17 protein-coding genes are annotated in these 17,519 nt (G+C 66.4%); 8 read left to right on the forward strand and 9 right to left on the reverse strand.

The annotated features are described in order from the left end of the window. Positions 1–11: 11 nt before the first annotated feature. Positions 12–500, reverse strand: a complete 489-nt coding sequence (locus ACIBCN_RS07145; protein ID WP_396990603.1) for a carboxymuconolactone decarboxylase family protein — start codon at positions 498–500, stop codon at positions 12–14. Then, positions 497–1,576 (reverse strand): dihydrodipicolinate reductase, encoded by a 1,080-nt coding sequence (locus ACIBCN_RS07150; RefSeq protein ID WP_396990604.1) that lies wholly within the window; start codon positions 1,574–1,576, stop codon positions 497–499. The genes ACIBCN_RS07145 and ACIBCN_RS07150 overlap by 4 nt, the downstream gene beginning before the upstream one ends. A 261-nt stretch (positions 1,577–1,837) precedes the next feature. Here ACIBCN_RS07150 and ACIBCN_RS07155 point away from each other — a divergent pair, with 261 nt between their 5' ends. After that, positions 1,838–2,158, forward strand: coding sequence for a nuclear transport factor 2 family protein (locus ACIBCN_RS07155; protein ID WP_396990605.1), 321 nt, complete (start codon positions 1,838–1,840; stop codon positions 2,156–2,158). Between the two features lie 235 nt (positions 2,159–2,393). Further along, a complete protein-coding gene (locus ACIBCN_RS07160; protein ID WP_396990606.1) occupies positions 2,394–2,726 on the forward strand; it encodes a hypothetical protein in 333 nt (110 codons plus the stop codon). A 4-nt stretch (positions 2,727–2,730) separates the two neighbouring features. Here ACIBCN_RS07160 and ACIBCN_RS07165 read toward each other — a convergent pair whose 3' ends face one another. Continuing rightward, positions 2,731–3,300, reverse strand: coding sequence for a TetR/AcrR family transcriptional regulator (locus ACIBCN_RS07165; RefSeq protein WP_396990607.1), 570 nt, complete (start codon positions 3,298–3,300; stop codon positions 2,731–2,733). Positions 3,301–3,518: 218 nt separating this feature from the next. Between ACIBCN_RS07165 and ACIBCN_RS07170 the strand changes: the two genes are divergently transcribed. From ACIBCN_RS07170 to ACIBCN_RS07180, 3 genes are all read left to right on the forward strand, one after another. After that, positions 3,519–4,100 carry a DUF2867 domain-containing protein gene (locus tag ACIBCN_RS07170; protein WP_396990608.1) on the forward strand — a complete coding sequence of 194 codons (582 nt, stop codon included), beginning with the start codon at positions 3,519–3,521 and terminating at the stop codon, positions 4,098–4,100. Between the two features lie 49 nt (positions 4,101–4,149). Then, complete coding sequence (locus ACIBCN_RS07175) at positions 4,150–6,402, forward strand: serine/threonine-protein kinase (protein WP_396990609.1); 2,253 nt, start codon at positions 4,150–4,152, stop codon at positions 6,400–6,402. Positions 6,403–6,636: 234 nt separating this feature from the next. Next, positions 6,637–7,998, forward strand: a complete 1,362-nt coding sequence (locus ACIBCN_RS07180; protein WP_396990610.1) for a hypothetical protein — start codon at positions 6,637–6,639, stop codon at positions 7,996–7,998. Here the strand turns inward: ACIBCN_RS07180 and ACIBCN_RS07185 are convergent. Continuing rightward, positions 7,983–8,549 (reverse strand): NADAR family protein, encoded by a 567-nt coding sequence (locus ACIBCN_RS07185; RefSeq protein WP_396990611.1) that lies wholly within the window; start codon positions 8,547–8,549, stop codon positions 7,983–7,985. The two genes, ACIBCN_RS07180 and ACIBCN_RS07185, sit on opposite strands and share 16 nt — an antisense overlap. Before the next feature lie 85 nt (positions 8,550–8,634). On the opposite strand from ACIBCN_RS07185, the gene ACIBCN_RS07190 reads away from it, so the two are divergent. From ACIBCN_RS07190 to ACIBCN_RS07200, 3 genes are all read left to right on the forward strand, one after another. After that, positions 8,635–9,366 carry a tyrosine-protein phosphatase gene (locus ACIBCN_RS07190; RefSeq protein ID WP_396990612.1) on the forward strand — a complete coding sequence of 244 codons (732 nt, stop codon included), beginning with the start codon at positions 8,635–8,637 and terminating at the stop codon, positions 9,364–9,366. A gap of 277 nt (positions 9,367–9,643) precedes the next feature. Beyond that, positions 9,644–10,495: a 23S ribosomal RNA methyltransferase Erm gene (erm, locus tag ACIBCN_RS07195; RefSeq protein ID WP_396990613.1), complete on the forward strand. Its 852-nt coding sequence runs from the start codon at positions 9,644–9,646 to the stop codon at positions 10,493–10,495. Then, positions 10,492–11,658 (forward strand): lactate 2-monooxygenase, encoded by a 1,167-nt coding sequence (locus tag ACIBCN_RS07200; protein ID WP_396990614.1) that lies wholly within the window; start codon positions 10,492–10,494, stop codon positions 11,656–11,658. The genes erm and ACIBCN_RS07200 overlap by 4 nt, the downstream gene beginning before the upstream one ends. 25 nt (positions 11,659–11,683) lie before the next feature. Here the strand turns inward: ACIBCN_RS07200 and ACIBCN_RS07205 are convergent, their stop codons facing one another. From ACIBCN_RS07205 to ectA, 5 genes are all read right to left on the reverse strand, one after another. Further along, positions 11,684–13,735 (reverse strand): AMP-binding protein, encoded by a 2,052-nt coding sequence (locus tag ACIBCN_RS07205; protein ID WP_396991150.1) that lies wholly within the window; start codon positions 13,733–13,735, stop codon positions 11,684–11,686. Between the two features lie 540 nt (positions 13,736–14,275). After that, the gene (gene thpD / locus ACIBCN_RS07210; RefSeq protein WP_396990615.1) at positions 14,276–15,181 is read right to left on the reverse strand and encodes an ectoine hydroxylase; all 906 of its coding nucleotides are present in this window, start codon (positions 15,179–15,181) and stop codon (positions 14,276–14,278) included. Positions 15,182–15,189: 8 nt separating this feature from the next. Next, a complete protein-coding gene (locus ACIBCN_RS07215) occupies positions 15,190–15,588 on the reverse strand; it encodes an ectoine synthase (protein WP_150404705.1) in 399 nt (132 codons plus the stop codon). After that, complete coding sequence (ectB, locus tag ACIBCN_RS07220; protein WP_396990616.1) at positions 15,585–16,862, reverse strand: diaminobutyrate--2-oxoglutarate transaminase; 1,278 nt, start codon at positions 16,860–16,862, stop codon at positions 15,585–15,587. The genes ACIBCN_RS07215 and ectB overlap by 4 nt, the downstream gene beginning before the upstream one ends. Further along, on the reverse strand, positions 16,859–17,461 hold the full coding sequence (gene ectA / locus ACIBCN_RS07225; protein WP_396990617.1) for a diaminobutyrate acetyltransferase: 603 nt from the start codon (positions 17,459–17,461) through the stop codon (positions 16,859–16,861). Before ectA ends, ectB begins: the two co-directional genes overlap by 4 nt. Positions 17,462–17,519 lie beyond the last annotated feature (58 nt).

Below are 17,519 nucleotides of genomic sequence, written 5' to 3' on the forward strand. Positions count from 1 at the left end.
ATAATCGTTTGTCAGGCGGCCGAATGGCCGGGCAGCATACAGGCGGTGTCGAGGCCGAGCACGCGATTCAGCCGGCCGAAAGCCAGCCAGGAACCGATGCTCATGCTGAGTTCCACGAGTTCGACCTGGGAGTACTCGGTGAGCATCCGAGCCAAGAACTCGTCATCGATGCCGTGATGATCGAGGGCATAGCGTTCGGCGTATTCGGCGGCGAGCCTGGTGCGTTCGTCGAAAGCTTCGGTCAGGCGCCAGTCGGTAACGGCGTCGGCGAACTCCGGCTCCACCTTCTTGCCGTCGCGTTCGGTGCGCCAGTCCTGGCAGAAGATGCAGCCGTTGATTTGCGCGATGCGCAGCCGAGCCGCCTCGAATTCGCGCAGCCCGAGGGTGCTGTGCGAATACACCGACATCGAGAACTGTGCCGCGGCAACGCCGATACCGGGCACCATTTCGCCCCAGACGTAACCGATCGGATCCTTGCCCTCGGGGATATCGATGATCATGGATTTTTCCTTCCGAGTTTGCCGACTGCCGGACGCAGCGGAATATCGAGCGCGTCATAGAGTCCGGGTTCGGCGTCGGCGAGCCAATCGATGGCGCTCACCAAACGGCCTACGGCAGTGGCGTTTCCGCCCGCGGCGCGGTTGCCGTTCTCGTCCGACGCCTCGATGCTGACCTCGATGCGCGGGCGGCCCTCGATGATCACCCGGTGCGCGCCGTCGCCGTCGGCGGGCGCGGGCCAGTCCGGCGCGCAGGACGCGTGGATGCGGGTGATGTGTTCGACGATGATGCGCGGCTCGCCCGCGACGATGCCCTGCACCTCGAACCGCACCGCGCCCTGGGTGCCCGCCGCGAACTCCCCCATCGACGGGGTGGTGATCGTGGTGTCGAGGTGGCGCCGCTCCAGCGTTTCGCGGATCTCGTCCAGTTCGACGCCGAGCGCCCGCGCCATCAGTCGAATCTGGCCGCCCCACACCATGGTCGGCACCGTCGGCGCGAGCATGGGCGGTTGATAGTCCATCGGCTGACCCATACCGACCAGGTAGCGGACCGAGTCCGGCTGGTCGTAGGTGGCGTAGTCGAAGATCTCCTGGCAGCGGATCACGTCGACGGTGCCGCCGAGTCCGCTGATCAGCAGCGGCAGCACGTCGTTGCCCCAGCCGGGGTCGACGCCGGAGACGAACAGCGAACCGCCGCCTTCGGCGATCGCGGCGAGCACCGGGTCGCGGATCTCCGCCGGGGCGTTGCGCGGGTCGTAGAGCGCGTACAGCGCGGGCGTGACGACTATCGCGCCCGCGCGCAGGGCACGAACGATGTCGGCGAGCGCGTCGTCGGGGCGGATATCGCCGGATGCCGCGTAGACGATCGCGCGCGGTTTCGTCGCGAGCACCGCGTCGATGTCCGCGACGGCCGCGACGCCGACCCGGTAGTCGAGACCGCTCAACTCCCCGGCGTCGCGCCCGACCTTGTCGGGATTGTGCACGAGCACACTGGTGAGCTGCAGCGCCGGATGTGCCTCGACGGCTCGAATGGCCGCCCGGCCGACATTGCCGGTGCCCCACACCGTCGTGGAGATCATGCGGCGAGCGTAGCAAGCGCTTGGTCGGTTTCACGGGGTTATCGCAAAGCCAGGGTCCGGTGGCGGCCATGCGCGGCAGCGGGTACGCTGACTACATCTCGGGGGGCCGCGTGACCGATCCGCGACCAGAAATTCACCCCAGAATCCTCCCGAAGTTATCTGTAACCGACGGTTACAGATAACTTCCGTAGGTGCGATCGGTAGCCGGACGGTTACCAGTTTCGGCCACTGCCCCGCAGGTACCGGTGGGAGACTGGGTTCATGATTCCCACGGATCAGCTGACCGACCCTGCCGTGCGCGCCTTCGTGACCGCCGTCAACAGCAACGACCCCAGCGCGTTCCGCGGCACCCTCACCCCGGATGCCACCATGTCCGACGACGGCAGCGCCGAAGACCTAGACCAGTGGGCCGAGAAGGAAATCTTCGCCGCCAACGGCCGGATGGAAGTCGAGAGCGAAGCCGACGACGGACACTCGCTGATCGCCAATTTCCACAACGACACCTGGGGCGATATGCGCACCAAGTGGCGCTTCACCGTGGACGGCGGGCAGGTCGCGCGCTTCGACACCGGGCAGGCTTGACCGGCCGATCGACCCCGTAATCGACTGCCGCACAACACATCACAACAGCCAATCGCACGCCCGGAACTGCGCATCCAGCACCCTTCCCGCCGGAGGGTTCCCCAGTCGAGGGTTCCAGTACCCGAAACCGGTGCTCTCCATGGCAAGAGCGAGTTAGGTTTAGGAGGCTCGGGGGCGGGCTACAGGGTGGCGTGATGCGCGTCAGGTCAACTTCTTACGGCGAGAAGGGGTGGTGATGATGACAGAAAGGGCGACCGCACTCGGTTACCTGCGGCGTGACGTCTCTGGCGCGCAGCAAACCTGGGATGAAACCCAGATCCGAAGCCTCGCAAAGCGACTCGGCTACGATCTCGTCAAAACCATTATCTTCGACGCGGACACCCAATACCGCCTCGACCAACTGGAGACCGCGGTCCAGCTCAACCAGGCCGAGGCGGTGATAACACCGACGCTCGACCATCTCGACGGCGCCGCGGACCCCCTCGTCAAATTCTGCGACGTCATCACCGTGCGCCCCGAGAACACCTACGCCCGCTGGGCCTTCCCCAAAGCCCATGGCGACGGGTAAGTCCCTAAGCGCTGGCCGGCGGGTTCCCCAGTAGGAGATCCGCTGCGCGGAAGGCCACTTCGTCGCGCGTCAGGTTGTTGTGGTCGGCGGCGAGGAAGTGCTTGCCGACCGCCAGGCAGAAGGCGAGCAAGCTGCGCGCCTCGACCTCGATCGGATCCGAGTAGAGGGTGCCGAACAGTTCACGCGCGTAATCCATCCGGTAGTTGTCGACGCGACGCAGCCGTTCGGCGACCGCGTCATCGCGTCGGGCCCAGTCGCGGATCGCCAGGTCGATCGGCAGCATCCGATCATCGGAGAAGGTGAGCAGACCGGCGCGGCGAATCTTGGTCCGCGCATCGCCGCCCTCGCGTTCGACCTGCGCGCGGACCACGTCGGTACTCCCCCGCTCCCAGGCGTCGAGCATCTCGTCGAGCAGCGCGTTCCGATCCGCGAAGTGCCCATAGAAGCCGCCCTTCGTGACACCGAGCGTCTGGGCGAGGCTCTCGACGCGGACGGCATCCGGACCGCCGGTCGACAGTGCCAGCAGGCCCTGCTCGATCCAACTGTCCCGTGGTGTGCGAGTGACGGCGACCATACCCCCCAGTATTGCCGACGGTGTTGACACTCCCGCACCGAGCGCTACGATCGAAATATACGGCGCCGTATATTTGAAAACCGTTGGGAAGTAACCGGATTGCGTGATCAACGTGGCCCACGCCGATGTCAGGGGCACGCCATGACCGTCGGTTTCGTAGCCTGTCACTTCATCCGAGCTTCGTAATCAATCGGCACAACCTGGATCGAGGCCGACGAATGCCGCTCCCGAAAACTGCCCACACCTCCCTGCCATGGCGCATCCACGAACTCACCGACGATTTCGAGCTCGAGGACGTCTGGGCCCTACCGACACCGGGCGGCCCCGACGACTTGCCGCGCCTCGTACAGCTCATCGCCGCTCACAACGATCCGAGCCAGTTCTCCCCGTCCTATCGGATCCTTTTCGCGATCCGCTGGAAGCTCGGAGCATTACTCGGCTGGGACAAGCAAGACACCGGCATCGCGGGCCGCGTGCCCTCGCTGCGCGACCGGCTACCCGCGGATCTCCGCGACGCACCGCCCGGCCCGGAATTTCAGAGCCTCCCGTTCCACTCCGTCTACCAGACGCACGACGAATGGGCCGCCGAGATCGCCAACAGCACCGTGCACTCGATAATGCATATCGGTTGGGTCCCGAACGAAACCGGCGGTTACCGCGGCCAAATGGCTGTGCTGGTCAAGCCGAACGGCCTGTTCGGACGGCTGTACATGGCCGCTATCCTGCCGCTGCGCCGCCTCCTGGTCTACCCGGCCCTGATGCGCGCAATGGCACGCACCTGGCAGACCCTGCCCACCTAGCCGCCGCGAACGTCCGGTTTCCGGCGGGTGCCGGGGCTACGATGCGCAGATGGCGCACCCTGCCCCGGCGGTTTCGGGGGCGACGGTCGCATCGGATCGTTCGCCCGGCGGATCGCGCGGGGGTGGGGTCGCCGAGGTGGTCGAACGATTTGCCGAGGCGTGGCGCGCGGGTGCGGAGCCGCCGGATCTGCTGGCTTACCTGCCGGAATCGCCCGGCATTCGACGGGTCTCGTTGATCGAGTTGATCAAGGTCGACCTGGCCCATCGCTGGGGACGCGGCGTGGCGCCGAAACGGCTCGCGGAGTACGTGGCGGAGCTGCCCGAATTGCGAACCTGGCCGTTGCCGCCGGATCTCATCTACGAGGAGTTCCACGTCCGGCGGCGGGCGGGCACGCCGGTGCGGGTCGCGGAGTACACCGCGGCGTATCCCGAACAGGCCGAACACCTTTCGGAGATGCTGGCGACCGACGACTATCACAGCACGATGATGTCGGCCGCCGAGCCGGTGAATCTCGACGATATCGAGGTCGGTCAGAAGATCGACGACTTCGATCTGATGACCGGACTCGGGCGCGGCGCGTTCGCGCGGGTGTTCCTGGCGCGGCAACGGTCGATGCAGCGGCTGGTCGCGGTGAAGATCTCCCGCGACAAGGGCACCGAGCCGCAGACATTGGCACAGCTGGACCACGACTACATCGTTCGGGTCTTCGATCAGCGCGTGCTGGCGAGCCGTGGGCTGCGGCTGCTGTACATGCAGTATGTGCCGGGCGGGACGCTGTTCACCGTGCTCGAACGGGTTCGGGCGACACCGCCGGAACAGCGCGACGGCACGTTGCTGCTCGACGTGATCGACACAGTGCTGGCCGACAAAGGCGAGATCAGGCCGAGCGAATCTGCGTTGCGCGCGGAACTGGCCAACCTGTCCTGGCCGGAAACCATTGCCTGGCTCGGACGCAGGCTGGCCGAGGCACTCGATTACGCGGGCAATGTCGGCGTGCTGCACCGCGATATCAAGCCGGCGAATGTATTGCTCACCGCCGACGGCATTCCCAAGCTCGCCGACTTCAATATCAGCTTCAGCGGCAATGTCTCGGGCGACAGCCCGGTCGCCTATTTCGGCGGCTCGCTTGCCTATATGTCGCCCGAACAGCTGGCTGCGGTGCATCCGGATCGAACGGGCACGGCCGCGGATCTCGACACCCGAAGCGACCTCTACGCGCTCGCCGTGGTGCTGTGGGAATTACTCACCGGCCGCAAGCCTTTCGACGACGACTCGGTGACCGGCGGCGACCGCACGGCGCTGGACGGCATGCTGGAGCGCCGCTCCGGCAGCCCGGAAGCATTGCCGTATCAAGACCTTCCGGCGGACTGTCCGGCCGCGCTGGAACGCGCGCTGGTGCGCGCGCTCGACCCGGAACCCGGCAACCGCTGGCCGCGCGGCACGGACATGGCGCAGCAACTGGAGGTCTGCCTCGACGCCCGAGCCCGCGACCTGGTCGACCCGCCGCCGACCAGCTGGCGGCTGCGGGCTCGCCGGCTGATGCACCCGATCATGGCGCTCGCCATCGCGGTGCCGAACGCGCTGGCGATCTGGTACAGCTACAACCACAATCGGACACTGATCATCAGCAAGCTGGACGCACCGGCGCAGCACCAGTTCGACCAGATCGCGGTGACCACCTATGGGCTGTGCTTCCTGATCGGCTTCTTGGTCACGAATGTGCTGCTCGCGAACCTGTGGTCGATTTCGCGCGGGCTGCGCAAAGGAAAGTCTTATGACGCGGCCACGCTCGCCCGCGCACGCGGCGACACCTTGCAGCTCGGCAAGCGAAATGTGCTGACCTGCTTCGCGCTGTGGGTTATCGCGGGCGTGGTCGTCCCGGTTTCGGTGCAGGCATCCGGTAACCAGATCACGTCGGCGTCCTACGTGCACTTCTTCATCACGCAGATCGTGTGCGGTGCCATCGCCATGGCGTACCCGTATTTCATGGTCAACTTTTACGCGGTGCGCTCGCTGTATCCGATGTTTCTGCGGCACGGCGGGCTCGGGGCGCAGGACGCGCGCCGACTGCGCCAGCTCGATCGCCGCAGCACCTATTTTTTGGCGATCGCCGCCGCCGTTCCGCTGCTCGGTGTCGCGGGTGCGACGTTCATTCCGCCCGAGGACATTCCGGCGGTTATCGTGGCGCTGCGCGTGCTGTGTGTGGGTAGCGCGCTCGCGTTCGTCGGGGTGTATTGGCTGTTCCGCATGTTGGAGCAGGATCTGGCCGCGTTGGAACGCATTGTCGCCCGCTCGGTGTGATCACCGAACACGCTGTGCCTGACGCTGATGCGCCAGCACGCCAATTCGGACAAAACAACGTTTTTGCCACTGGGCGAATAATTTCTACGGCACGAACCCTGGCCTTGGGAGGAACGCCACCCTAGCATTGGGGGCCGTCGGATTGCTGCGCCTTTCCCGGCTATGGCAGGTACGGTATACCCCGCCGCACAGCGCAAGGACGGCACGACGCATTCGGCGGAAAGGCGGGCATCGATGAACGAGCCCTATTCGTCATGGGTGGCTCGGAATTCGCCCGACGACCGGCCGCTTTCCGCCCGGTATCAGAGCGCGGAACCCATCGTCCTGCGTGGCAGCAAGGTCTATCCGATGTACACCGAGCAGGTCGGGCCCGAGCCCACGACCCTCACGGTGACGCTGCTGTCCGCCGCTCCCCCGGCGGGGCTGCGCGGGCTCGGCATGGGCCTGTCGGTCGTCGACGGCTACGTCGCCCTGAACGGTCGCCGCCTGGCCGGGGTCGACGTGTGGTCCGACGCCCTGGTCGGCGGCATCAGCTTCGACATCATCGGCACCGCACCCGGCACCCTGGTGACGCTGACGCCCGTCTGGGTCGACGGATTCGGCGAGCAGAAGTCCTGGATCGGCAATTACGGCATCGTCATCGAGAACACACCGGATGGCCGAATCGTCCTGTGGTGCAGCATCGGTGAGGGCCCCGCCAACTTCGCCAACCTCGTCGTCGAGGTGCAGTCCACCCCGGCGGAACCGCAGGCGGAACCGCAACCCGCGCCGGACGCCCAGCACACTCATCCGCTGCGCTCGATGCCGAACCTGCCGACGAATCCGAGCGGCGCTTACCCGTCGACCACGCAGCACAGCACGCACCACCCGACCATGCAGTCGGCGCAGACCAAACCCGGCGGGCCGGGCCCGAATGCCAATGCACCGCAGCCCGCACCGAATCCACCGCCGGTGCCGAACCCGGCGCCCGCGGCGAACCCCCAGTCCGCACCGAATCAGCACAAGGCACCGAATCCACATAACGGAGCGAGCCAACGACCCGCACCGAACCCACCTGAGGCACCGAGCCAACAGCCAGCACCGAGCTCACAGAGCGCGCCAAACCCGCAGCCGGCACCAAACCCGCAACCCGCACCGAACTTACCCAGCGAAGCGCCACCCGCCCCGACGCCACATCTCGGCTCCGACGCCAAGTACGGCCCCGGCGTGCAGTCCGCGCCGACCCGTCCCATGCAGACGAGACCGGCGGTCGAGGCGGAGCCCGCACAGGACACCAGCTACCGGACCGCCCTCTACGACCTCGGCGTCGCCATGTACGGCCGCGGCGAGGAAGACCAGGCGTGCGGACTGTGGGAGCAGGCCGCCGACGCGGGACATCCCGGCGCAGCCTACGACCTCGGCGTCGTTCGCTTCCGCCGCGGCGACCTGGCCGACGCCGAACGCTGGTGGCGCACCGCGGCGGACCGCCGGGAGCCGCGCGCGATGGCCGGGCTCGCCGAACTCTTGGACCGCCAAGGCAATTACGCCGAGGCCCGCGTCTGGCGCGCGTGCGCCGACGAGGAGCGCGTCACGAACGCAGATCAGTCGGTCGGCTGACCACGACGTAGTTCCGCGCGCGCGTCCATCAGCGCGAAGCCGAGCAGGTTCAGCCCCGGCCACCGTGCGGGATCCTCGGCCTTCGGACTGTCGGAGGCCAGCCCGATCCCCCAGATCCGGTCCACCGGACTGGCTTCCACCAGTACCCGATCGCCGGTGCCGAGCAGATACTCCCGCAACTCCGCGTGCTGTCCGAACTTCGCGACATTCCCGCGCACCACTACTTCGTACCGGTGCTCGCTCCACACGGTGCCATCGAATCCACGGACTTCCCGCCCGAGCCGCTTCGCGTCCTTCGGTGTCGGCGCCGCCAATACCCGCTCGGCATTCGCCGCGTCCCCGAACAACTGGGCCTTGCCCCACATCATGTAGTGCTCGGCCGACGCGAACTCCGTCCCGTCGACGACGAACGACGCAGGCCACCACTGACTCAGGCAGCTGGCCCCGATCCGTCCGCTCCGCTCCGGCTGATGTCCCCAGAACAGCAGATAGTCCACCTTCTCGCCCGCAGTTGTCACCCTGACCAGGTCGGCTACCGAACGCAGGTTCATGATCAAAGTGTGCCCTATGGTGTGCCGTCGCTGCCGCTCGATTATCGTGAGCGCCGTTGTGGGCGGCCGACATAGGGTTCGTGTGGTGAACAGACACATCCACTTCGAACGACTACACAACTTCCGTGATCTGGGCGGCTACCCGACCGAGGACGGACAGGTAGTGCGATGGCAGCGTCTGTTTCGCTCCGACTCCCTGAGCAAGCTGCGCGACGAGGACTGGACAAGCTTTCTGAACCTGGGCGTCACGACCGTCATCGATCTGCGCTACCCCTGGGAGATCGACCGGGCAGGCCGGGTCCGCCACCACCAGTCGCTCGCCTACCACAACCTCAGCATCGAACATCGCCCGTACGATCAGGCGGCGCTCGGTCCGGAAATCGAGACGGGCCCCTACCTTGCCGAGCGCTTTGTGGAGGTCGCCAATGACGGCGTCGCCGAAATCCGCCGAGCCCTCGAGGTCATCGCCGAAGCCGACGGCCCGACGGTCTTCCACTGCGCGTCCGGCAAGGACCGCACCGGGCTGCTCGCCGCACTCGTGCTGACCTTGCTCGGCGTCTCCGAAGAACGGATCATCGAGGACTTCACGCTGACCGAGCTCGCCACCGGACGTCTCGTCGCGGACTGGCGGGCCGCGTATCCCGGCAAGGAGCTGAAGTGGCCAGGGTACGGGCGGGCACCCGCCGCGGTAATGCGGTTGTTCCTCGACGCGTTGACGGCCGAACATGGCTCTGTGCACGGATATACGACGGATCTGCTCGGCGTCGACGCCGACTTGATCGCCGCGCTGCGCCGGAATCTGCTCGAACCGGCGTAGCGCGTCGGTAAATAATCGGTCGCGGGGCGCGGTGGCGGTGCGATACCTTGCGGGCATGTGCAGTGTGGAGATGAACGGAGTGTGCGCGGTCGGCGTGTACTACCTGCGGCTGCGCGCGGAGGCCTGGGCTCTGCCAGTGCACCGTCACGCTCCGGTGTCCCGACTGTCCTGATCGGGAGCTGCGCCGGCGGTCGATGACCGTCGGATTTTTTGTGCACTGGCATGGGTCCGGGCGAATCACCTGTTCTGATTCGACCACTCCGTTCGGAGGACACCCATGTCCCGCAATCGTTCGCTGCCGCGCGCCCGTAAGCGCCTGTCCCAGAACTTTCTCACCGATGTCGGTGCCGCCCGGTTGATCGTGCGCTCGTCGGGCGTCACGGCCGAGGATCTGGTGCTCGAGATCGGTCCCGGCGACGGCATGCTGACCAGGCAACTGCTCGGCTCGGCAGGCCGGGTACACGCCTATGAGAAAGACGCCATCTATGCCGACCGCCTGCGCAGGCGGTATCTCGGCAATGACCGAATACGGCTGTACCACATGGATTTCCGGTCGGTGCGCGAGCCAGCGAAGCCGTTCGCGGTGGTGGCGAATGTGCCCTTCGCCGTCACCACCGACCTGGTTCGCTGGTGTCTGGCCGCCCGGCAGCTCACCTCGGCCACGCTGCTCACCCAATACGAGTTCGCGCGTAAGCATTCCGGTGACTATGGCCGGTGGACAAAGCTCACTGTCACCCATTGGCCCACTGTCGCAATGGAATTGGGTGCGCGCATCGGGCGGCACAGCTTCGATCCGGTGCCACGGGTCGACACCGCGATCCTGCGTCTGCGCCGTCGGCCTCGACCGCTCCTGCCCGGCTCAGCGCTGGCCGACTACCGGCGGGTGGTCGAACTCGGCTTCGCCGGGGTGGGCGGCTCGCTGGCGAGCTCGTTGCGCCGCGAGTTTCCGACGCGCACCGTGCGGGCCGCCTGTGTCGCCGCGGAAATCGCGCTCGACGAACCGGTCGGACTGATCGATCCGAACCGCTGGCTGACCCTCTACGGCGCACTGCGAACAGACGCCAACTCACACCGCTACACAAATGTATCGGATACATTCATGTATCAAACGAGGAAGGGAGCGCCGTGACCGGCAACTTCGGTGACTACCAGTACGAGATCTACTTCCAGGGCCTCGGCGGCGTCCAGCCCGACCTGCCGATGACCTTCGCCGACCTGGAGGCGCGGGCGCAGGCCGCGCTGCCGCCGGGCATCTGGTCCTACGTGGCGGGCGGTGCCGGCGACGAGCTCACCCAGCGCACCAACGCGACGGCCTTCGAACGGCTTGGCCTCTTCCCGCGGATGCTGCGCGCCACGAAAGAACGCGATCTCACGATCGATCTCTTCGGCATGAAGCTGCCGTCGCCGATCTTCATGGCCCCGGTCGGCGTGATCGGGCTGTGCGCGCAGGACGGCCACGGCGACCTCGCGACCGCCAAGGCCGCCGCCCGCACCGGCGTGCCCATGGTGGCGTCCACGCTGACGGTCGACCCGCTCGAGGACGTAGCCGCCGAATTCGGCGCCACCCCAGGCATATTCCAGCTCTACACACCGACCGACCGTGACCTCGCGCAGAGCCTGGTCAGCCGCGCCGAGGCCGCGGGCTTCAAAGCCATTGTGGTAACCCTGGATACGTGGGTCCCCGGCTGGCGGCCCCGCGACCTGAGCACCTCGAACTTCCCGCAGCTGCGCGGCCACTGCCTGGCGAACTACTTCAGCGACCCGGTATTCCGCGCGATGCTCGCGAAGAGCCCCGAGGAAGACCCGAAAACCGCCATCCTGACCTGGGTTTCGCAGTTCGGTAATCCAGTCACCTGGGACGACCTGTCCTGGCTTCGATCGCTGACCGATTTGCCGTTGGTACTCAAGGGAATCTGTCACCCGGACGACGCGCGCCGCGCCAAAGACGCCGGCGTGGACGGCATCTACTGCTCCAATCACGGCGGCAGGCAGGCCAACGGCGGCATCCCGGCGATCGAGCACCTGCCCGGCGTGGTCGCGGACGCGGACGGACTGCCCGTGCTGTTCGACTCCGGAATCCGTTCCGGCGCAGACATTGTCAAGGCACTGGCGTTGGGCGCGACCGCCGTCGGCATCGGTCGCCCGTACTGTTACGGCCTGGCACTCGGCGGTGCCGACGGCATCGTGCACGTGCTGCGCACGCTGCTTGCCGAGGCGGATCTACTGATGGCCGTTGACGGCTATCCGACGATCGCCGACCTGACCCCGGAAATCATCCGCCGGTCGAACTGACCCGTCAGCCGAGCTGAGCCCGCGCTCAGCTCGGCTGAATCAGCGTGCGCTTCAGGATCTTTCCGGTCGCGTTGCGCGGCAACGCCTCCAGGAAGGTCACGTCGCGCGGCACCGAGAACCGGCTGAGCCGGTGGCGGATGTAGTTGCGGACCATGTCGCGATCGAGCCCGAACCCCTCCCGCGTCACCACGAACGCCGCGAGCCGCTGGCCGTACTCCTTGTCCGGCACGCCGACGACGGCGACCTCGCTCACCTGCGGTAGGTGCGACAACGCCTCCTCCACCGGTCGCGGGAAGACGTTCTCGCCGCCGGAGATGATCATCTCGTCGTCCCGGCCCGCCACGAACAACAGCCCGTCGGCGTCGAGATAGCCCAGATCGCCGGTGTCGAGCATGCCGCCCGACTCGATGGGCGGCTTGGCGTCGGTGTAGCCGTCGAACAGCATGTGATTCAGCACGAAGATGCGTCCGGTGACACCGCGCGGCACCGGACGCAGATCCTTGTCCAGCACAGCGAGTTTCGTGCCGAGCGGCGGGCGGCCCGCAGTGGTCGGTGCCGCGCGCAGATCGGCCGGATCGGCGATGGTGGCCCAGGACACCTCAGTCGAGCCGTACACGTTGTAGAGCACATCACCGAAGCTGTCCATGAACTTGAGCACCGTCGGACCGGCAAGGGGCGCACCGCAACTCGCGACCACCCGCAGGCTCGACGTGTCGTAGCGATCCCGGATGTGCGTGGGCAGGTCCAGGATTCGGTTCACCATCACCGGCACCACGATCAGTGAGGTGACGGCGTGTTCCTCGATCAGCCGCAGGCAGTCCTCGGCGTCGAACCGTTCCGGCAATACGACACTGGCCCGGATCGGGGTGCTGATCTGCAAGGCCGCCAGCCCCCAGGTGTGGAACAGCGGCGCGGGGATGAGCATGGTCTCGTCCATCCGCAGCGGAATCCGCGACAGCAGCGCGGCGACGGTGCCGAATCCCTTGGGCTGCGGGCGTTGTGCGCTCTTGGGCGTGCCGCTGGTGCCGGAGGTGAGCACGATGAGCCGGCCGGGATGCGACGGCCTGGCGAACGTCGGCGCTTCCAGGGCGATCAGATCGTCGACGGTGTTGCGCTCGAACACCGACTCCCGCCCGGTCGCGAAACGCGGCACCCCCGACCCGACATACTTGGTCTGCGCGTCGTATTCGTCGTCGAGGAAGAGCGCGGACAGACCGTGCCGATCGGCGACGTCCTCGATCTGCCTGGCCGACAGCCCGGTGTTCAGCAGCACGGTATCCACGCCGAGTTTGCCGGTGGCGACCATGCATTCGACCATTGCCACGCGATTGCGCGACAGTAGCCCTATTTTGTCGCGCGCGCCGATGCCGAGCAACGTCAGCGCCGACGCGAGTTTATGCGTGCGATCGTGCATTTGACCGAACGTGTAGGCGGACACGTCGTCCACCACGGCCAGACGATGCGGCGAGTGCCCCGCGGCGGCCGCGTAACCACCGGCCAGGGTGAAGCCCCACTTGGCCAGTCCGCCCATCTGCTTGAGCGCGCGATCCGGCCGGAAGGTGCGCACGACACCGGTCGACACCATCTGCTTCAGCGTGCCGACCTGCTGTTTCGTGCCCGAATCCTCGCCGTTGACCAGCACCGAGGTCGGCGCGCCGATGATGGCGTCGACGATCCGGTCCAGCCCGGCCATGGTCCAGTCGATCACGTCGGCGTTGTCCTGCTCGGCGATCCACGGATGGATCCGCGCCGCGCCGAAATAGGTGATGGTGACCCGGGTCTGTTCCTCTTCGCCGCGTAGTCGGATCGCGGCGAAACTGCCCAGCCCAGGGCACTGTAGTTCGAAGGTTTCCAGCTCCTTGCCGACGACGAGCCGGAGCGCTGGCACGGTCAGTTCATGACCGGCGTGCCGCGCCCGGATCAGGAGAACGGGGTGCGTATCCGAGGTTTCCGCGCGATCACAATCTCCGATTCCGAGGAACATCCGGGTGTAGGTCTGTGGGTCCATGAAAAAGTCCCACAACGCTTTGCGTGCGGCTGCGAACTCCGCATCGATAGTGATGACGTCCGTTACCAACTGCGTGCATTTCTTCATGGGCCGACCGAGCGGTATGCGTCGGCATGGTTACGTAGTTGTACCCACCGGTAACAATTAGGTCAAGGGCTTCGCCCGTTGCCGATGATTTGCCACCAAATTGGTCAAACGCCCATGTTTGTGCACGATGCTGGCAGCTGACGGCACTCTGCACAATTCGTCCGAAACCGCCGCCCGGCCAGCCGTGATCGGGTATCCGATCGAGAAGACCACGCGCACAGCGTCGGTCAGTAACCGGATCGGCACGCGGTCGCGATCACGCGGCACCGGGGCGATGAGTCATCTTGTGGCGAACGCCAACACCCGCAGGTTGTCCAGAATATTGCGCACGCCAGAAGAACATTTGGCGGGAGAACCGGAACAGGGGGCGAATCCGGCCGTGTGGGGCGGCAACAGCAGATGGCCGACAGGATCGTACCGCCGATCCACCCGCGGCGCGCGGCGAGCACCCGACGCCCACATCGGGCTTTCGCCGAGCAACCGAAAGCGCCCTTCGGACTGCGGGCGCCTTCGGTCAGTGCATCAGGCAGACAGTGGCGTGAAGTCGCGGCTGCCGATGTAACCCGGCCGCGGCGCGGGTGCCGCGAACGGTTCCGTCAGGGTGTTTTCCACGCTGTTGAACACCAGGAAGATGTTCGAGCGCGGGAACGGGGTGATGTTGTTCGACGAGCCGTGCATCAGGTTCGAGTCGAACAGCAGCGCCGAGCCTGCCCGGCCGGTGAACTGGCTGATGCCGTAGGTGTTCGCCAGGGTAGTGATGTCGTCCTGGGTCGGCACCCCGATCTCCTGCTCCTGCAACGACTCCCGATAGTGCTCGGCGGGCGTGCTGCCCAGGCAGGGCACGAACGTCCGATGCGAGCCGGGCATCACCATCAGGCTGCCGTTGATCGGATAGTTGTCGGTCAGCGCGATGGACAGGCTGACCGCCCGCGGCGCGGGCATGCCGTCCTCGGCGTGCCACGTCTCGAAATCCGAGTGCCAGTAGAAGCCGGTGCCGCGGAACCCGGGCATGTAGTTCACCCGGCTCTGGTGGATGTAGACCTCGGAACCGAGGATCTGCCTGGCCAACCCGGCAACCCGGGATTCCCGGGTCAGTTCGGCGATCGCCGCGCTGAGCCGATGCACCTCGAAGACCGACCGCACCCGCTTCGACGACTTCTCCACGATCACCCGCTCGTCGTCGCGCAGCGACGGATCGCCTGCGAGACGGCCGATTTCGGCGCTGAAGTCAGCGACCTCGGTGGGCGTGAGCAGGTCGTCGACGCTGGCGAAACCGTCGGCCTCGAAGCTCGCCAGCGCCGGAGACTCGACCCGTCCCCACACCGTCGGATCCTTGCGATCCAGATGGGTGCCGGGAGTACTGAGCCGGGTCGGGTAACGATCGACCGGGCCGGTCTCGGGTCGAGTTTCAGTGTGCAGCAAAACCATTACTACCTCTATCCCCCGATCGTCGCGGCGACCAATGGGTACGCGCCACTGCTGTCGTGGACCTCCTGCCCGGTGACCGGCGGGTTGAACACGCACATCATCCGCATCTTGGTGCGGGCTTCCAGACGGTGCCGTTCGTGTTCGTCCAGCAGATACATCGAACCCGGCTCGAGCACGTAGGTGACGTTGTTGTCGAGATCGGTGAGGCTGCCCGTTCCCTCGATCAGCCATACCGCTTCTACATGATAACGATAATGGAACTCGTGGGTGGTGCCCGCGTCGATGGTCGTCTCGTGGAACGAGAAGCCGACGCCGTCGCCGCCGAGGATGATGCGCTTGCTGCGCCAACCCTCGCCCGCCACATCACGTTCGGTGCCGGTGATCTCTTCGGTGCTACGCACGATCATGCGATCGCTCCCATTCCACTGCAGACGGTGTCGATGGCGCCGGTGAGGATGCCGAGGCCGTGGTCGAGTTCCTGATCGGTAACGGTCAACGGCGGCAACAACTTCACCACCTCGTCGGTGGAACCGGAGGTCTCCACCAGCAGGCCGCGCTCGAAGGCGACCTGGCAGACCTTGCCCGCCTGCGAGGCGTCGTCGAACACCACGCCCTGCACCAGCCCGCGACCGCGGGTCGAGAGGCCGGGGAGGTGATCGGCGAGCTCGCCGAGCGTCCGCGCGACGCGCTCACCCTTGGCCAGCGTCGAGGCCTGCAGCGCACCGTCGGACCAGTAGTGCCGCAACGCGACTCCGGCCGTGACGAACGCGGGGTTGTTGCCGCGGAAGGTGCCGTTGTGCTCGCCCGGCGACCACTGGTCGAGCTCGGACTTGAACAGCACCAGCGCCATCGGCAGGCCGTAGCCGCCGATCGACTTGGACAGCGTGACGATGTCCGGGGTGATCCCGGCCAGCTCGAACGAGAAGAACGGGCCGGTGCGGCCGCAGCCCATCTGCACGTCGTCGACGATCAGCAGGATCTCCCTGGCCTCGCACAGCCCGGCCAGATGCCGAAGCCATTCGGCGCGAGCGACATTGACGCCGCCCTCGCCCTGCACCGTCTCGACGATCACCGCGGCGGGACGGTCGAAGCCCGACGACGTGTCGTCCAAAACCTTTTCCATCCACTGGAAGTCGGCCGTGGTGCCGTCGAAGTAGCCGTCGTAGGGCATGTGCGCGGCGTGCACCAGCGGCACCCCCGCGCCGGCCCGCTTGGCGGCGTTGCCGGTGACCGACAGCGCGCCGAGCGTCATGCCGTGGAAGGCGTTGGTGAAGCTGACGATCGTCTCGCGCCCGGTGATCTTGCGGGCAAGCTTGAGCGCGGCCTCGACGGCGTTGGCGCCGGTCGGGCCAGGGAACTGGACCTTGTAGTCCAGGCCGCGGGGCGCGAACAGGGTGTCGCGCAAGGTGGTCAGCAGGTCACGCTTGGCGGTGGTGGACATGTCGAGGCCGTGCGTGATGCCGTCGCCCGCGATGTAGTCCAGCAGCGGCTGCTTGAGCACGTCGTTGTTGTGGCCGTAGTTCAGCGCGCCCGCGCCCGCGAAGAAGTCCAGATAGTCGTTGCCTGCTTCGTCACGTAACCAGCTGCCCTTGGCCTTGGTGAACACGGTCGGCCAATTGCGGCAGTAGCCGCGGACATTCGATTCCAGACTTTCGAAAATGCTCGTGTCAGCGTTGATCATCGGTGGTCCTCCTGCGTTGTGCGAGCGGTCGGTGCGATGAGATAGAGATCCTCGGGCGCGTGGCTGTCCGGGAAGACGCCCGCGTCGAACAAGGGGCGCTTGGTGATTCCGGCGTCGCGACGCCGTGCCACCGAGCTGAACAAGGCGATCGATGCGGCGTTGTCCGGCGAGATCGTGGTCTCCAGCTTGGAAACGTCCTGGGCGGCAACATTGTTGAGCAAGGCGTGCAGCATCTGCGCACCGATTCCCTTGCCCTTGTGCGCCCGGTCGACGGCCACCTGCCAGACGAACACGGTGTCCGGCGCCTGCGGCCGGACGAAGCCGATCACATAGCCGACCACGCGGCCCGCCCGCTCGGCGACCACCGAGGTGGCCGCGAAGTCGCGACACCAGAGCACGTAGGCGTAGCTCGAATTGGTGTCGAGCACGGCCGAGTCCTTCGCGATCCGCCACAGCTCGGCGCCGTCGCCGATGCGTGGCGCGCGCAGGACCACGGCGGGTCCGGCCTGCGTGCGAGCCTGGGTGGAGCCAAGTGCGGCTGCGGCCTGGACAACACGAGATCGTTCGATCTCCGCGGTGTTCAACGTTGGCAGTGGCATACAACTCCCTCGTCGGTAGTACTTATCCAGGCTTACGAATCAACTTTGAGGTGGCCTG

Source organism: Nocardia sp. NPDC051052 (assembly GCF_044456045.1).
Taxonomy (GTDB): Bacteria; Actinomycetota; Actinomycetes; order Mycobacteriales; family Mycobacteriaceae; genus Nocardia.

Bases quoted from the DNA above. Each gene is read 5' to 3' on its own strand.
- ACIBCN_RS07145 (WP_396990603.1), bottom strand. From the start codon at position 500: ATGATCATCGATATCCCCGAGGGCAAGGATCCGATCGGTTACGTCTGG.
- ACIBCN_RS07150 (WP_396990604.1), bottom strand. From the start codon at position 1,576: ATGATCTCCACGACGGTGTGGGGCACCGGCAATGTCGGCCGGGCGGCC.
- ACIBCN_RS07155 (WP_396990605.1), top strand. From the start codon at position 1,838: ATGATTCCCACGGATCAGCTGACCGACCCTGCCGTGCGCGCCTTCGTG.
- ACIBCN_RS07160 (WP_396990606.1), top strand. From the start codon at position 2,394: ATGATGACAGAAAGGGCGACCGCACTCGGTTACCTGCGGCGTGACGTC.
- ACIBCN_RS07165 (WP_396990607.1), bottom strand. From the start codon at position 3,300: ATGGTCGCCGTCACTCGCACACCACGGGACAGTTGGATCGAGCAGGGC.
- ACIBCN_RS07170 (WP_396990608.1), top strand. From the start codon at position 3,519: ATGCCGCTCCCGAAAACTGCCCACACCTCCCTGCCATGGCGCATCCAC.
- ACIBCN_RS07175 (WP_396990609.1), top strand. From the start codon at position 4,150: ATGGCGCACCCTGCCCCGGCGGTTTCGGGGGCGACGGTCGCATCGGAT.
- ACIBCN_RS07180 (WP_396990610.1), top strand. From the start codon at position 6,637: ATGAACGAGCCCTATTCGTCATGGGTGGCTCGGAATTCGCCCGACGAC.
- ACIBCN_RS07185 (WP_396990611.1), bottom strand. From the start codon at position 8,549: ATGAACCTGCGTTCGGTAGCCGACCTGGTCAGGGTGACAACTGCGGGC.
- erm (WP_396990613.1), top strand. From the start codon at position 9,644: ATGTCCCGCAATCGTTCGCTGCCGCGCGCCCGTAAGCGCCTGTCCCAG.
- thpD (WP_396990615.1), bottom strand. From the start codon at position 15,181: ATGGTTTTGCTGCACACTGAAACTCGACCCGAGACCGGCCCGGTCGAT.
- ACIBCN_RS07215 (WP_150404705.1), bottom strand. From the start codon at position 15,588: ATGATCGTGCGTAGCACCGAAGAGATCACCGGCACCGAACGTGATGTG.
- ectB (WP_396990616.1), bottom strand. From the start codon at position 16,862: ATGATCAACGCTGACACGAGCATTTTCGAAAGTCTGGAATCGAATGTC.
- ectA (WP_396990617.1), bottom strand. From the start codon at position 17,461: ATGCCACTGCCAACGTTGAACACCGCGGAGATCGAACGATCTCGTGTT.